The sequence below is a fragment of the Acinetobacter sp. GG2 genome (genome assembly GCF_000292385.1).
GTDB classification, from domain to species: Bacteria; Pseudomonadota; Gammaproteobacteria; order Pseudomonadales; family Moraxellaceae; genus Acinetobacter; species Acinetobacter seifertii.
Window position 1 is genome coordinate 102301 of sequence record NZ_ALOW01000029.1, and the last position, 15096, is coordinate 117396.

Annotated in this window: 13 protein-coding genes and 2 pseudogenes; 12 read left to right on the forward strand and 3 right to left on the reverse strand. The window is 41.2% G+C overall.

The annotated features are described in order from the left end of the window. The 5 genes from B554_RS0106600 to B554_RS0106620 all read left to right on the forward strand — a co-directional run bounded on the left by B554_RS0106600 (position 1) and on the right by B554_RS0106620 (position 4404). On the forward strand, positions 1-267 hold the full coding sequence (locus B554_RS0106600) for an MmoB/DmpM family protein (protein ID WP_000049450.1): 267 nt from the start codon (positions 1-3) through the stop codon (positions 265-267). Positions 268-312: 45 nt separating this feature from the next. Next, positions 313-1839 carry an aromatic/alkene/methane monooxygenase hydroxylase/oxygenase subunit alpha gene (locus B554_RS0106605; protein WP_000211828.1) on the forward strand — a complete coding sequence of 509 codons (1527 nt, stop codon included), beginning with the start codon at positions 313-315 and terminating at the stop codon, positions 1837-1839. A gap of 59 nt (positions 1840-1898) precedes the next feature. Continuing rightward, positions 1899-2261 (forward strand): phenol hydroxylase subunit P4, encoded by a 363-nt coding sequence (locus B554_RS0106610; protein ID WP_019457428.1) that lies wholly within the window; start codon positions 1899-1901, stop codon positions 2259-2261. A 14-nt stretch (positions 2262-2275) separates the two neighbouring features. Further along, the gene (locus B554_RS0106615; RefSeq protein WP_019457429.1) at positions 2276-3337 is read left to right on the forward strand and encodes an NADH:ubiquinone reductase (Na(+)-transporting) subunit F; all 1062 of its coding nucleotides are present in this window, start codon (positions 2276-2278) and stop codon (positions 3335-3337) included. 185 nt (positions 3338-3522) lie between these two features. Then, positions 3523-4404 (forward strand): transporter, encoded by an 882-nt coding sequence (locus B554_RS0106620; RefSeq protein WP_019457430.1) that lies wholly within the window; start codon positions 3523-3525, stop codon positions 4402-4404. Positions 4405-4452: 48 nt separating this feature from the next. Here the strand turns inward: B554_RS0106620 and B554_RS0106625 are convergent, their stop codons facing one another. Beyond that, positions 4453-5412: a LysR family transcriptional regulator gene (locus tag B554_RS0106625; RefSeq protein WP_019457431.1), complete on the reverse strand. Its 960-nt coding sequence runs from the start codon at positions 5410-5412 to the stop codon at positions 4453-4455. 44 nt (positions 5413-5456) lie between these two features. Beyond that, positions 5457-5586: pseudogene (locus B554_RS18575) on the reverse strand (hypothetical protein). A gap of 106 nt (positions 5587-5692) precedes the next feature. On the opposite strand from B554_RS18575, the gene benA reads away from it, so the two are divergent. From benA to B554_RS0106660, 7 genes and pseudogenes are all read left to right on the forward strand, one after another. Next, on the forward strand, positions 5693-7075 hold the full coding sequence (benA, locus tag B554_RS0106630) for a benzoate 1,2-dioxygenase large subunit (protein WP_019457432.1): 1383 nt from the start codon (positions 5693-5695) through the stop codon (positions 7073-7075). Next, positions 7072-7591 (forward strand): annotated as a pseudogene (gene benB, locus B554_RS0106635) (benzoate 1,2-dioxygenase small subunit). Before benA ends, benB begins: the two are co-directional and overlap by 4 nt. 52 nt (positions 7592-7643) lie before the next feature. Then, the gene (gene benC / locus B554_RS0106640; RefSeq protein ID WP_004702725.1) at positions 7644-8660 is read left to right on the forward strand and encodes a benzoate 1,2-dioxygenase electron transfer component BenC; all 1017 of its coding nucleotides are present in this window, start codon (positions 7644-7646) and stop codon (positions 8658-8660) included. An 18-nt stretch (positions 8661-8678) separates the two neighbouring features. Next, entirely contained in the window at positions 8679-9464 is a 786-nt protein-coding gene (locus B554_RS0106645) for a 1,6-dihydroxycyclohexa-2,4-diene-1-carboxylate dehydrogenase (RefSeq protein WP_019457434.1), read from the forward strand. 57 nt (positions 9465-9521) lie between these two features. After that, positions 9522-10715, forward strand: a complete 1194-nt coding sequence (gene benE, locus B554_RS0106650; protein WP_019457435.1) for a benzoate/H(+) symporter BenE — start codon at positions 9522-9524, stop codon at positions 10713-10715. A 477-nt stretch (positions 10716-11192) separates the two neighbouring features. Beyond that, positions 11193-12551: an aromatic acid/H+ symport family MFS transporter gene (locus tag B554_RS0106655; protein WP_019457436.1), complete on the forward strand. Its 1359-nt coding sequence runs from the start codon at positions 11193-11195 to the stop codon at positions 12549-12551. 44 nt (positions 12552-12595) lie between these two features. Further along, positions 12596-13858 carry an OprD family outer membrane porin gene (locus B554_RS0106660; protein ID WP_019457437.1) on the forward strand — a complete coding sequence of 421 codons (1263 nt, stop codon included), beginning with the start codon at positions 12596-12598 and terminating at the stop codon, positions 13856-13858. A 101-nt stretch (positions 13859-13959) separates the two neighbouring features. On the opposite strand, the gene B554_RS0106665 is transcribed toward B554_RS0106660, so the two are convergent. Then, a complete protein-coding gene (locus B554_RS0106665) occupies positions 13960-15066 on the reverse strand; it encodes a beta-ketoacyl-ACP synthase III (RefSeq protein ID WP_019457438.1) in 1107 nt (368 codons plus the stop codon). Positions 15067-15096 lie beyond the last annotated feature (30 nt).

The window sequence follows — 15096 nt, forward strand, 5'->3', positions numbered from 1 at the left end:
ATGTCTAAAGTCTATCTCGCATTACAAGACAACGATACTTCACGCTACATCCTCGAAGCGATTGAAGAAGATAACCCTGAAGCTTCAATTCAGTATTTGCCTGCCATGATCCGAATTGAAAGTGAAACCGACTTAGTGATTAAAGCCGAAACCGTTTCTGAAAAATTAGGCCAAGATTGGGACATCCAGTCGTTACAACTCAACATGATTACGCTAGGCGGCAACGTCGAAGAAGATGACGATACTTTCCGTCTTCATTGGAATTAATCACAACATAGATGTTGTTTAACAAAGATTTAAGGATGATCAATCATGACAACTCAAACGAAAGAAACCAGCAAAAAATTAAATGCTAAAGATCGTTACCGTGCATTAACCCGTGATTTGGACTGGGACTTTTCTTATGCTGACCGTAAAGACGCCTTCCCTTATGAAGAGTTTGAAGGTATCAAAATTACCGACTGGTCTAAATGGGAAGATCCGTTCCGTTTAACTATGGATGCTTACTGGAAATATCAGGCAGAAAAAGAGAAAAAACTTTATGCCATTTTTGATGCCTTTGCTCAAAACAATGGTCAGATGAATGTCAGCAATGAACGCTACCTCAATGCCATAAAACTCTTTTTAACGGCAGTTACCCCACTTGAATATCAGGCTTATCAAGGCTATGCCCACGTAGGCCGCCAGTTTAGTGGTATTGGAGCACGTATTGCTTCTCAGATGCAGTCGATTGATGAGCTGCGTCATGTACAGACTCAAATTCATGCTATGAGCCATTACAACAAGTTCTTTGATGGTTTTCAGGACTGGGCACATATGCATGACCGCGTTTGGTATTTGTCTGTGCCTAAATCATTTTTTGAAGATGCCCGTTCTGCCGGACCTTTCGAATTTTTATTAGCGATTAGTTTTGCTTTTGAATATGTACTTACCAACTTACTGTTTGTGCCGTTTATGTCAGGTGCAGCTTATAACGGCGATATGGCAACCGTGACCTTTGGTTTTAGTGCTCAGTCAGATGAAGCTCGTCACATGACGCTTGGACTTGAAATCGTAAAATTCTTGCTCGAACAGCATGAAGACAATGTGCCGATTGTGCAGGAATGGATTGATAAATGGTTCTGGCGTGGGACGCGTTTGCTTTCAATTGTGGGCATGATGATGGATTACATGCTGCCAAACAAAGTGATGTCTTGGAAAGAAGCTTGGGAAGTTTATTTTGAACAAGCAGGCGGTGCGCTATTTAAAGATTTAAGTCGTTATGGCATTCGCATGCCGAAATATAGCGATGTCATTGTGAAAGAAAAAGAGCATGTCTCACATCAGGCATGGTGGATTTTCTATAACTTTGGTCATGCTGCTGGTTTCCATACTTGGATTCCAACCGACGAAGAAATGGATTGGTTATCTGCTAAATATCCAGACACTTTCGATAAATACTACCGTCCAAAATGGGAGTTGGCTCGCAAAATGGAAGCCGAAGGTAAACGCTTCTATAGCGCAGGTTTACCACAGCTTTGTCAGGTTTGTCAGATTCCAATGACCTTTACTGAAATGGGCGATGACCCGACTCAGTTTAGTTATCGCCATAGCATCTACCAAGGCGAACGCTACCACACCTGTTCAGATGGCTGTCATGACATTTTCGAGCGTGAGCCTGAGAAATATATACAAGCATGGTTACCTGTAAATCAAATTTTGCAAGGCAACTGTGGTGGTGGCGACCTCGAAACCATGCTCCGCGATTATTACCGTATGAATGTCGGTGCCGACAATCTGGATATTGAAGGTTCACCAGACCAACAGCGCTGGAAAAAATGGAAAGGCAACGCAGCTTAAGCACAAGGAATTGTTCAGGCAGTCATCAAACTGCCTGATAGGAAATAAGGAGATTGAACATGACTGTTCGCGCGATACACAACAACTATCAATTTGAACCGCTTGATCTGCAAAAAAATTATGGCGATCAATTCTTACTTTACGTGGGTTGGGATCATCACACCCTTTTTTGCTCGGCACATGCCATGCTTGCCTCGCCTCAACAAACTTTTGAACAGTTGATTGAGCAACAAATTACAGGTGGTTTTGCCCAACATCCAGATTTTGACAAAATTGATTGGTCAAAAGTGCAATACACCTTAGATGGCCAAACAATTAGCCCAGAGAGTACACAAAGCTTGGCAGAGCTTGGTTTTGGGCATAAGTCATTACTTCGTTTCGTTACGCCAGAATTAAATGGCTATAACGACAGTTACGTTTAATTCGGAGGTGTGTCATGAGTTATCAAGTCACCATTGAACCGATCGGAACAACGATTGAAGTAGAAGAAGACCAAACCATTTTAGATGCCGCTTTACGCCAAGGCGTTTGGTTACCCTTTGCCTGTGGTCATGGCACTTGCGGGACATGTAAGGTTCAAGTCACCGATGGTTTTTACGATGTTGGTGAAGCTTCACCATTTGCGCTCATGGATATTGAACGCGATGAAAATAAGGTGCTTGCCTGCTGCTGCAAACCACAGTCCGACATGGTCATTGAAGCTGATGTCGATGAAGACCCAGATTTCTTAGGTCATTTGGTTCAAGACTATCAAGCGATCGTCATTGACATAAAAGACTTATCGCCAACCATTAAGGGTATTCGTCTACAACTAGATCGCCCAATCGAATTCCAAGCTGGCCAATATATCAATGTCCAGTTCCCAGATATTGAAGGAACTCGAGCGTTTTCAATTGCTAATTCACCAAGTGAAGTGGGCATTGTTGAGTTGCATATTCGTAAAGTTGAAGGCGGTGCAGCGACGACTTATGTACATGAACAACTTGCCACAGGTGATCAGCTTGATATTTCAGGCCCTTACGGTCAATTTTTCGTACGCAAGTCAGATGATCAAAATGCCATTTTCATTGCAGGAGGTTCAGGTCTTTCAAGTCCACAATCGATGATTTTAGATTTACTTGAGTCTGGAGATAGTCGCACGATTTACCTCTTCCAAGGAGCACGAGACTTGGCAGAGCTATACAACCGAGAATTGTTTGAACAACTCGTGAAAGACTATCCGAACTTCCGCTATATCCCTGCTCTCAATGCACCAAAAGCAGAAGACCAATGGACTGGATTTACCGGATTCGTGCATGAGGCTGTTGCCGATTACTTTGAAAATCGATGTGGTGGACACAAAGCGTATTTGTGTGGCCCACCCATCATGATCGACTCGGCAATTTCAACACTCATGCAAAGCCGCTTATTCGAACGAGACATTCACACTGAACGTTTCTTAAGTGCAGCCCATGGCGCTGCTGGACAATCGCGTTCGGCTTTGTTTAAGCACATCTAAAGATAAACCGTTAAGCACGCCACTTTTTCAAATGAGCTTTGTATTTGTAATTTAGAAAGCAAATACAAGGCTCACAGGAGTTTTGCATTCAAAATTTACAGGTTAAACAGACTTAAGTTTTTAAAGACCGTTAAGGAATAACGTTTTTTTAGTGACAAGCCAAACAACACAGAATAGGACATTCTATGAATAACAAAATTGCTGCAATCATATGTGGTGTAATCAGCGCCCTTTACCTTCCCTCTGCATTTGCGACAGAAAATGGCTCAGACTCTTTTGCATTAGGTGCCGAAGGTATGATGGCGGGTGCCTTACCACCTGCTGGGGTCTATCTACTCAGTTATTATCAAAATTACCACGCATCAGATTTTCAAAATGGTCCCGACCAGTTCCATGTTGATGTCAACGCTGTGGTTCCGCGGTTGGTCTGGATGACCAATCAAAAAATTATGGATGGACAACTCGGGTTTTATGCAGCCCAGCCATTGGTTGATCTAAGACTAAAAGTAAATGGAATGGCTGACTCAAACCAAGGACTCGGAGACTTAATTTTGGGTGGTATGCTTGGCTGGCATCAAGGAAATCATCACTGGATTGCAGCCCTAGAAACCGTACTTGGAACAGGTGATTACGACACTCCAAGTACGACACATCCAGTTGAAGCCAATCTCGGGAAAAACTATCACACCATTCGACCTATTCTTGCATATAGTTATGCCAACGCGGCGGGCTTAGATCTTTCAACTAAACTGTCTTATAGCTGGAATACACGTAACGACGCGACCGACTATAAGTCTGGACAATACATTGCGGGTGACTATAGCTTAGGTTACCGCATTAACCCCAAACTCAAAGTTGCAGTTGAAGGCTATGCTTTTAAACAAACCACAGATGACAAAGTAAACGGAAGTGACATTGGGTTTAAAGGACAGGCTTTTGCAATTGGTCCAGGCATTCAATATGCCGATAAAAACTGGTCTATTGAAGCCAAATTTTTAAAAGAAACCGAAGTCGAATATCGTCCCGAAGGACATACCAGCTGGCTAAAACTAATTTGGGCTTTCTAAAACACATCAACGCATAGCTTCAGCTTTTGAGGCTATGCCCAGCTTTATTTAAAAGTCGATGCCGTTTGAATCATCTATCGGGTTCTGATCGAGCGTGAAAACGGTACGTTTATATGGAATACCTTCAAGATCATAAACCTGATAAATACAATCAAATAAAAGCTGTAAGTCTTCACTTCGGTCCATTGCGCGTGCCGTAATGAAAATCGGACTGACTGCGCCGTTATCTAAAATCGGAATGTAATTTAAATGAGGAAAACGAATGGTATCGGCACTGGCAGGAATAATACACAAACCTTCACCCGCTGCTACCAAGCCCAAAGCCAGCTGAATTTCCCGTATTTCATGCATATTTTTTGGAACCAAACTATGCTCGGCAAAAATATTTAAAAGCTGGGTCGAAAAATTAGGCTTTGGAGAAGTGGGATACATAAACATCTTTTCATCAATGAGATCAGCCAAATATACCCCTTCGGTACGCTGAGCGATGGGATGACTCGTATGTGCAGCAACCACCAAACGTTCTTTACGTAGCAGAATACGTCTTACCGCAGGATCACTAATTCTTAAACGTCCAAAGCCAACATCAATACGTCCTTCTTTTAATGCCTGTAGTTGTTCAGTGGTACTTAACTCCATCAATTGAATATTCAAATGAGGTTGTTGTTGTCGAAATAAATAAATGATTCGAGGCAGTAAACCATAGAGTAAAGACCCAACAAAACCAATCGTCACACTACGTTCAATCAGTCCAATACGTTTGGTCATACTTTTTATTTCTTCAGCATTCGACAAAAGTTTAAGGGCGTGCTGATAAAAGAAATGTCCGGCTGGGGTTGTCTGTAAAGGACGGCTTCCACGCTCAAACAGTTGAATTCCAAGCTCACTTTCCAAATTTTGAATCTGTCGACTCAAAGGTGGTTGAGCAATAAATAGTTTTTCCGCAGCTTTTGTAAAGCTCTGCTCTTCAACAACAGCCACAAAATACCGTAAATGTCTTAGTTCCATAAGGCATCCATACCTTTAAGATATAAAAAAATGCAAATTCAGTCTTAGACACAGTTTAACCATTCTTTTAAGGTATATACAAGCAACAAACCGATGAAGTGATGAATTGCTTTGTGAAAAAGCCCTCTTGCCAATCTTCCAGTGATTCATCTTCATCAATTCACGGTTAAACACCCAGCGCACTCATGCGCTTCATTGACAATATTAGGATATCAAGACCTTGTAGATCGTAGCTAAGGCCTTGGTGACTTCCACACTTTTGGAAAGTCGGAGAACGGACATGCCACGTATTCCTGTAATCAATACTAGCCATCTTGACCGTATTGATGAATTACTTGTAGATAATATCGATACAGGTGAATTTAAACTTCATCGCTCAGTGTTTACTGACGAAGCCCTATTTGACCTCGAAATGAAATATATCTTCGAAGGTAATTGGGTTTACTTAGCGCACGAAAGCCAAATTCCAAATAATAATGACTACTACACCACTCACATTGGTCGTCAGCCAGTCATTATTGCCCGCAACCGTAACGGCGAACTCAATGCCATGATCAATGCGTGTTCACACCGCGGAGCACAACTTTGCCGTCACAAGCGTGGTAACAAAGCAACATATACCTGCCCTTTCCACGGCTGGACGTTTAACAATTCAGGTAAATTACTCAAGGTTAAAGATCCAAGCGAAGCTGGTTACTCAGACTGCTTCAACCAAGAAGGCTCACATGACCTTAAAAAAGTGGCTCGTTTTGAGAGCTACAAAGGTTTCTTATTTGGTAGCTTAAATCCCGATGTTCCTTCACTTGAAGAATTCTTGGGTGAAACCACCAAAATCATCGACATGATTGTTGATCAGTCTGAACATGGTTTGGAAGTTTTACGTGGTTCATCTACCTATACCTATGAAGGCAACTGGAAACTCACCGCTGAAAATGGTGCCGATGGTTACCACGTTTCTGCTGTGCACTGGAACTACGCAGCAACGACTCAACACCGTAAAGAAACTCAAGCTGCCGATAACATCCGTGCGATGAGTGCAGGTTCTTGGGGTAAACAAGGCGGTGGATCGTATGGCTTTGAAAATGGCCACATGTTGCTTTGGACACAATGGGCAAACCCTGAAGACCGTCCAAACTTCCCGAAAGCAGACGAATACACCGAAAAATACGGTGAAGCGATGTCGAAATGGATGATTGAGCGTTCACGTAACTTGTGTCTCTATCCAAACGTTTATTTGATGGATCAGTTCGGTTCGCAAATTCGTGTACTTCGCCCACTTTCTGTCAATAGAACCGAAGTCACCATTTACTGTATCGCACCTAAAGGTGAAGCACCCGAAGCTCGTGCACGTCGTATCCGTCAATATGAAGATTTCTTTAATGCATCAGGCATGGCAACACCAGACGATTTAGAAGAATTCCGTGCTTGTCAGGCAGGCTATGCAGGTATTGCACTTGAGTGGAATGACATGTGCCGCGGTTCAAAACACTGGATTTATGGACCAGACGATGCAGCGAATGAAATCGGTTTAAAACCAATGTTAAGTGGTATCAAAACTGAAGATGAAGGTCTTTATCTTGCCCAACATCAATATTGGTTACACACCATGAAACACGCGATTGCATTAGAGAAAGAAATTGCTGATCAGGGAGAAACAGCATGAGCACTCAAGACAAAGCAACTTTAGAAAATATTGCTCAGTTTCTCTATCGTGAAGCTCGCTTTTTAGATGATGAACAATGGGAAGAATGGATTGAATGCTATGCACCGGAAGCTTCTTTCTGGATGCCAGCTTGGGACGATGACGATAAATTAACTGAAGATCCACAATCTGAAATTTCACTTATTTATTATCCAGACCGTCAAGGTTTAGAAGACCGCGTGTTCCGTATTAAAACCGAGCGCTCATCGGCAACCATGCCGGACACACGCACAAGCCATAATATTGCCAACGTTGAAGTCGTAGAACGCGATGGCGACAAAGTCACTGTTCGCTTTAACTGGAATACCTTGAGTTTCCGTTACAAGACAAATTACAGCTATTTCGGTATGTCACGTTATGTGATCGATTTTTCAGGTGATCAACCAAAAATCTTGAGCAAGTATGTCGTTTTGAAAAATGACTACATCAATCAAGTGATTGATATCTACCACCTTTAAGACATACCCCCTCAGTTAAACGGACTGTTGGCTGAGGGTAAAAGTTTCAAATATTTTGTAGGATACATGCCATGTCAAACCACAATATCGCACTTCAATTTGAAGATGGTGTTACACGTTTCATTAACGTAGCTCAAGGCGAAACCCTATCTGACGCAGCCTATCGCCAAAAAATTAATATTCCTTTGGATTGCCGTGATGGTGCATGTGGAACTTGCCGCGCATTTTGCGAATCCGGCAGTTATGACATGCCAGAAGAAACCTATATTGAAGATGCACTAACCCCAGAAGAAGCTGAGCAAGGCTATATTCTTGCTTGCCAGTGTCGCCCAACTTCAGACGCTGTATTCCAGATTCAAGCATCGTCAGATGTTTGCAAAACTGCAATTCATAGCTTCCAAGGTACATTAGCCCGCGTTGAAAACTTATCAGATTCAACCATCACTTTTGACATTCAACTTGATGAAGGTCAACCAGATATTCATTTCCTTGCAGGTCAGTACGTCAACGTTGCTATTCCTGAAACTGGCGAAACACGTTCATATTCATTTAGCTCAAAACCAGGCAATCGCTTAACGGGCTTTGTGGTCCGTAACGTACCGAACGGCAAAATGAGTGAATTCTTAAGCAAAAATGCCCAAGCTGGCGACAAAATGACATTTACGGGTCCATTCGGTAGCTTCTATTTACGTAATGTAGCGCGTCCAGTGTTGATGCTTGCCGGTGGTACTGGTATTGCTCCATTTATGTCGATGTTACAAGTGCTTGAAGAAAAAGGTTCAGAACAGCCTGTTCGTTTAGTCTTTGGTGTCACCAATGACTTTGATTTGGTTGCTCTAGAAAAACTCAATGAATTGCAAGCAAAATTCCCATGGTTTGAATATCGAACTGTAGTTGCAAGTCCTGAGAGCAATCATGAACGTAAAGGCTATGTCACTGGTCATATTGAAAGTGACTGGTTAAACGGTGGCGACGTCGATGTTTATCTATGTGGGCCCGTTCCAATGGTAGAAGCTGTACGTGGCTGGTTAGAAACTGAAAATATCAAACCTGCTAATTTCTTGTTTGAAAAATTCTCTGCGAATTAACAGGTGGAGAAGTTATCTATGTCAAACCGTCAAAGATTTACTAATAAAGTCGTGATTGTAACGGGTAGTGCTCAAGGCATTGGTCGTGGCGTGGCACTACAAGTCGCGGCTGAGGGTGGACAAGTCGTCATGGCTGACCGCTCTGAATATGTTGAAGACGTTCTCAAAGAAATTCAGAGTGCGGGTGGCAATGCCGTCACGATTAATGCCGACCTTGAAACCTATGCAGGTGCGCAAGCGGTTGTTGCAAAAGCCATTGAACATTATGGTCGGGTAGATATCCTGATTAATAATGTGGGTGGCGCGATCTGGATGAAACCTTTTGAAGAGTTTTCTGAAGAAGAGATCATTAAGGAAGTGAATCGCTCGTTGTTTCCAACATTATGGTGCTGCCGCGCTGTGTTACCCGCTATGATTAAGCAACAATCGGGTGTGATTGTAAATGTATCTTCAATTGCAACCCGTGGTATTAACCGTATTCCTTACTCTGCATCTAAAGGCGGTGTAAATGCTTTAACAGCATCGCTTGCTTTTGAACATGCCAAAGATGGAATTCGAGTCAATGCTGTTGCGACTGGTGGAACTGAAGCACCACCTCGGAAAGTACCACGCAATGCTAATCCGTTAAGTCAAAATGAAAAAGAATGGATGCAGCAAGTGGTTGATCAAACCATAGATCGAACATTTATGGGCCGTTATGGCACAATTCAAGAACAAGTCAATGCAATTTTATTTCTTGCATCAGACGAAGCATCCTATATGACTGGCTCGGTTATTTCAGTCGGAGGTGGAGATCAGGGTTAACCCTGATCTTTTTGCATGATTGGGTAAATAACATGATTTGCATGGAGGCAATCACACATGGCAACCCTGTTAAAGACATTAAAAAATGACTGGTCTATATCAGCAACAGTTGCTGGCTTTCTTGCGGTTTTAATTTCTTACTCAGGCCCACTGATTATTTTTTTCCAAGCTGCTCAGCGCGCCCATGTGTCCACCGACATGATGGTGTCATGGATTTGGGGAATCTCAATTGGTGCCGCCGTTTCAGGTATTTATCTTTCGATTAAATATAAAACGCCTGTCATAACCGCATGGTCTGCACCGGGCACTGCCCTATTAGTTACCCTATTTCCTAACGTCTCGTTGAATGAAGCAGTAGCCGCCTATATTACTTCTGCCATCGTTATTTTTTTAATTGGCGTTACAGGTTACTTCGACAAATTACTAAAATGGATTCCGCAAGACGTCGCTGCCGGCATGATGGCAGGTATTCTTTTTCAATTTGGTATTGGTCTATTTACCGCATCTGATAGCATGCCTTTTATTGTCTTTAGCATGCTCATTGTCTTTTTAATTGCCAAACGTTTAATGCCGCGCTACACCATGATCTGGGTGTTAGCTGCTGGAGTTTTATTAAGCCTCATTTTAGGAAAAATGAATCCGGTTGATGTGAGTTTTAGTTTAGCTATTCCACAGTGGATTAGCCCAGAATGGACATGGAACTCGACACTCAACCTCGCTGTTCCTCTCATTTTAGTCAGTCTAACCGGCCAATTTTTACCGGGTATGGCGATTATGAAACTCAGCGGTTACGATACCCCAGCCAAACCTATTATTACTGTCACCAGTATTGCCTCTTTAGCTGTTGCCTGCGTCGGCGGTATTACGATTGTGCTTGCCTCAATTACCGCAGCTTTATGTATGGGCAAAGATGCACATGAACTGAAAGAAAAGCGTTATATCGCAGGAATCGCCAATGGGATTTTTTATATTTTAGGAGGCTTATTTGCTGGCAGTATTGTCATGCTATTTAGCTTACTTCCTAAAGAGTTGGTGGCAGCACTGGCAGGTTTAGCTTTGCTAGGTGCTATTGCCACCAATATTTCTGTTGCTATGAAAAATGATAATCAACGTGATGCCGCACTTATTACCTTTTTAGCCACGGCATCAGGCATGCATTTCCTTGGTTTAAGCTCAGTCTTTTGGGGTATTTGTATTGGTGTAATCGCCCATTTCATTCTCACCCCACGTTCAACTTCAGCCACAAATTAAGTTTTTATCTAAGCGCCCGCCACTAAAATAAAACCTCAATCGCCAAATCAGGATGCAAATAACTTGCTAATTCTGACTTGGCGATTTTTATTAAATATAAATTAATTTTCATTCTTAAGATCAATTTATAAAATAATTAAATAATAGACTTTAGTATTTTATTTTTATATTTTCACTTCAACTCATAATATAAATTTAACGATATTTTTAGTTGTGATTATCATCAATAAAATCTATAAAAAAACATCTATAAAATCCTTAAAATTCTCATAATACAATATTTAACCCTATTTTAAAGACACAACAAAGCCAACTAAAACAATAAAAATAAATACATATTTTTCAAATAATTAAATTAATAAAAGCACAATACCTTAAAGACATAAAGATATATCAATTAGGTTTTTGACTCTAATCCAATAACAAAATAGTTTATTAAAAAATAACGCGATGCTTCACAAATTGGAGGTGAAGAAAATGGATACGAGCAAGGTTAATATTAATGAGTTAATTGATAAAGCCAGTTTTACATCTTTTCATTGGAAAGTTTTAATCTGGTGCTTACTTATTATTATTTTTGATGGATATGATTTAGTTATTTATGGAGTTGCTCTTCCTCTGTTAATGCAACAATGGTCATTAACTGCGGTAGAAGCTGGTTTGCTCGCCAGTGCTGCTCTATTCGGCATGATGTTTGGTGCCATGATTTTCGGCACACTTTCAGACAAACTGGGGCGTAAAAAAACCATCCTGATTTGTGTCACATTATTTAGTGGTTTTACCTTTATAGGTGCCTTTGCCAAAGGACCAACTGAGTTTGCCATTTTGCGCTTTATTGCAGGCCTAGGGATTGGTGGCGTTATGCCAAATGTGGTCGCACTTATGACCGAATACGCACCGAAAAAAATCCGCAGTACATTAGTGGCAATCATGTTTAGTGGCTATGCAATTGGGGGGATGACATCTGCTCTACTCGGTGCATGGCTCGTGAAAGACATGGGCTGGCAAATCATGTTTTTAATTGCAGGTATTCCTCTTTTACTACTCCCACTGATTTGGAAATTTTTGCCAGAGTCTCTCACCTTTTTAGTGAAATCAAACCATAGCGAGCAGGCAAAAAGTATTGTTTGTAAAATTGCGCCTCAAACGCAGGTAAACGCCAATACACAACTGGTGTTAAACGAAAGTACAACGACCGATGCACCTGTCCGTGCGCTTTTCCAACAAGGCCGTACCTTCAGCACATTTATGTTCTGGATTGCTTTCTTTATGTGCTTACTCATGGTGTATGCCTTAGGAAGCTGGTTACCTAAACTCATGCTGCAAGCGGGCTACTCATTAGGTGCAAGCATGTTATTCCTCTTTGCACTTAATATTGGCGGCATGGTCGGTGCAATTGGTGGCGGTGCTTTAGCAGACAGATTTCATTTAAAACCTGTTATTACGATCATGTTTATTGTGGGATCAGCAGCTTTAATTCTGCTTGGCATTAATAGTCCGCAAATTATTTTATATAGCCTGATTGCGATTGCTGGCGCTGCCACAATTGGTTCGCAAATCTTACTCTACACTTTTGTTGCGCAGTTCTATCCGACAGCACTTCGTTCAACTGGCATGGGCTGGGCATCTGGAATTGGTCGTATTGGCGCGATTATCGGACCAGTTTTAACTGGAGCCCTACTCACTCTTGAGCTTCCTCACCAAATGAATTTCTTAGCGATTGCAATTCCAGGTGTGATTGCTGCACTTGCAATATTTATGGTGAATCTCAAAGCCTCTGTTGCCGCACAAACGCCATCAACTTTTAACCCTCAAAACACGCTTACCCAGCAGTAAAAATACATGCGCCGAGGACTGGCGCATCTTTTTGGAAATGGATTATGGAATTATTACACCGCTTTAAACCATGTAATTTAGCAATAGCCACATTATTAGGTTTATTGACTAGCTCAAGTTTATGGGCAGCAGATACAGCTCAACAAAGTGAAGATGAATGGAAATTCACTTTAAAAAATGCCTATATCAACCGCGATTTTGATAATGATGCCCTCAAAGATACAGGCAGCTGGTCTCAGGCAGCATCATTATTTTATAAATCTAAAATGCATGATACCCCCCTGCAAATTGCAGATAAGCCTATCACCATTGGAGTCGATGCTTCTGTTCAATATGCCGTTCGCTTGAGTTCAGATAAACATGTTGCGGACACAGTTTTACCTTTTAATAAAGAAACTCAGTCACAAGCATCCGACTTTTTAAAACACGGCGCGACTTTAAAACTGGGCTACGACAAAACCCTTTTAAGTGTCGGTGAACTCTGGTTAGATTTACCTGTAACAGCTGTCGATGCCAGCCGACAATTACTTGCTTCTTATTGGGGAACCAATCTTAAGTCGCAACTTTCAGATCAGCTTTATGCTGAAATTGGTCGGGTTGAAAAAGTCTCGCCACGAAATGAAGAAGATTTTAAAAAGTTTTCGTTCACATCAAATGGAATGACTAAAGAATCTGATGGTTTAAATTACATTGACCTACGCTATCAATTTACGCCGTCACTCAAGGGCGAATATTACTTTGGTAATTTAGAAGACCTCTACAACAAACACTATGTAGGATTAGAGCATAATTGGAAACAACCTAATTTTGCCCTCACCTCTAAGTTTAAATACTTCAATGCAAAAAATGACGGCAATACTTTTGATATTGATGCGCAAAACATTGGAGTATTAGAAACATTTAAAGTAAAAAATCATACCTTTGGTTTGGGTTACCAGCAAATTATCGGCGAGTCAGCCTATCCCTTACCGGATGGCTTTTTACCAGAGACTTATTTCATTAACTGGAATGCCACGGGATTCTTTAAAAAAGATGAAAAGTCTTACCACATTATGTACGGCTATGACTTTAAAGATTACGTTCCGGGCTTAAACGCGATGGTGAAATATGTTTACGGAAATGATTTTAGAGCAGCCAATGGTGAGAAAAACCATGAAACTGAGTCGAATGTGATTTTAAACTATGCATTTCAGCAGCCTTTCTTAAAAGGTCTTGCCCTGCAATACATTCGGATTGATTACAACGTAAAACATGGCAATGACTTTGGTGAAGATCGTCTGTTTGTAAACTACACTAAAAAGTTTTAATTATTTTTGATTTAACTTAAGCGGGCCACTTTTGGTCCGCTTTATTATTTTTGAGCCATTAAAAAACGCTCTTACGAGCGTTTTTTAATTAATCTAGTAACTTAAGCAACGTACTTTTGTACAACAATTGAACCTACTGAATAGCCAGCACCGAAAGATGAAATCACGCCATATTCACCATCATTCACTTCGTGGCCTGTACGGTGTAAAGCAATAATCACACCTGCTGAAGAGGTATTGGCAAACTCATCTAGAATAATGGGTGCACGGCTTAGATCTGCATCTTTACCAGCCACATATTTCAAGATTAATTCATTCATGTTGGCATTGGCTTGGTGTAACCAGAAACGCTTAATATCGTTTGCAGTTAACTGCATTTTTTCCAACTGCGCATTAATGATTTTTGCCACTAACGGACAAACATCTTTAAATACTTTACGGCCATCTTGACGGAATAACTTGTCATCTACGATTGCATCTTCGCTACGGTTTAAGAAACCGAAGTTATTGCGAATGTTGTTTGAAAATTGAGTAAATAAATGAATATCTAAAATTTCAAAACCAGTTTTAGTAGTGGTTTCTTCAATAATAGAAGCCGTTGCAACATCACCAAAAATGAAGTGACAATCACGGTTACGGTAGTCGAGGTGACCAGAGGTAATCTCAACGTTCACTAATAAAACACGGCGAGCACCTGAACGAATTGCATCAGCCGCTTGTTTCAAACCAAAAGTGGCAGCTGAACATGCAACGTTCATGTCGTAGGCATAACCTTGAATGCCAAGTGCTGACTGAATTTCAATCGCTACAGCTGGATAAGCACGCTGCATGTTTGAACATGCCAAAATCACAACATCGATATCTTCAGCAGTTACGCCTGCATTTTCCATTGCCTGTTTCGCAGCAATGACGCCCCACTCTGCTTGAAGTGAAAGTTCATCATTTGAACGTTCAGACAAACGAGGACGCAAACGATTTGGATCGAGAATACCTGATTTCTCAATCACGTAACGGCGCTTAATACCAGACGCTTTTTCAATAAATTCAGCACTAGAACCACGTAATTCTTCGAGTTCACCTGCTGCAATTTTCTCTGCATTCTCTTGGTTATATTGTTCCACATAAGCATTTAAACTGTCGGCCAGTTCTTCATTAGAAATGATTTCTGTTGGGTGAAATAACCCAGTACCTGTGATACGAATGCCCATGTAAAACTCCTAAAAAAATGAATAGGGTCT

Bases quoted from the DNA above. Each gene is read 5' to 3' on its own strand.
- B554_RS0106600 (WP_000049450.1), top strand. From the start codon at position 1: ATGTCTAAAGTCTATCTCGCATTACAAGACAACGATACTTCACGCTAC.
- benC (WP_004702725.1), top strand. From the start codon at position 7,644: ATGTCAAACCACAATATCGCACTTCAATTTGAAGATGGTGTTACACGT.
- B554_RS0106605 (WP_000211828.1), top strand. From the start codon at position 313: ATGACAACTCAAACGAAAGAAACCAGCAAAAAATTAAATGCTAAAGAT.
- B554_RS0106660 (WP_019457437.1), top strand. From the start codon at position 12,596: ATGGAATTATTACACCGCTTTAAACCATGTAATTTAGCAATAGCCACA.
- benA (WP_019457432.1), top strand. From the start codon at position 5,693: ATGCCACGTATTCCTGTAATCAATACTAGCCATCTTGACCGTATTGAT.
- B554_RS0106655 (WP_019457436.1), top strand. From the start codon at position 11,193: ATGGATACGAGCAAGGTTAATATTAATGAGTTAATTGATAAAGCCAGT.
- B554_RS0106620 (WP_019457430.1), top strand. From the start codon at position 3,523: ATGAATAACAAAATTGCTGCAATCATATGTGGTGTAATCAGCGCCCTT.
- B554_RS0106625 (WP_019457431.1), bottom strand. From the start codon at position 5,412: ATGGAACTAAGACATTTACGGTATTTTGTGGCTGTTGTTGAAGAGCAG.
- benE (WP_019457435.1), top strand. From the start codon at position 9,522: ATGGCAACCCTGTTAAAGACATTAAAAAATGACTGGTCTATATCAGCA.
- B554_RS0106610 (WP_019457428.1), top strand. From the start codon at position 1,899: ATGACTGTTCGCGCGATACACAACAACTATCAATTTGAACCGCTTGAT.
- B554_RS0106665 (WP_019457438.1), bottom strand. From the start codon at position 15,066: ATGGGCATTCGTATCACAGGTACTGGGTTATTTCACCCAACAGAAATC.
- B554_RS0106645 (WP_019457434.1), top strand. From the start codon at position 8,679: ATGTCAAACCGTCAAAGATTTACTAATAAAGTCGTGATTGTAACGGGT.
- B554_RS0106615 (WP_019457429.1), top strand. From the start codon at position 2,276: ATGAGTTATCAAGTCACCATTGAACCGATCGGAACAACGATTGAAGTA.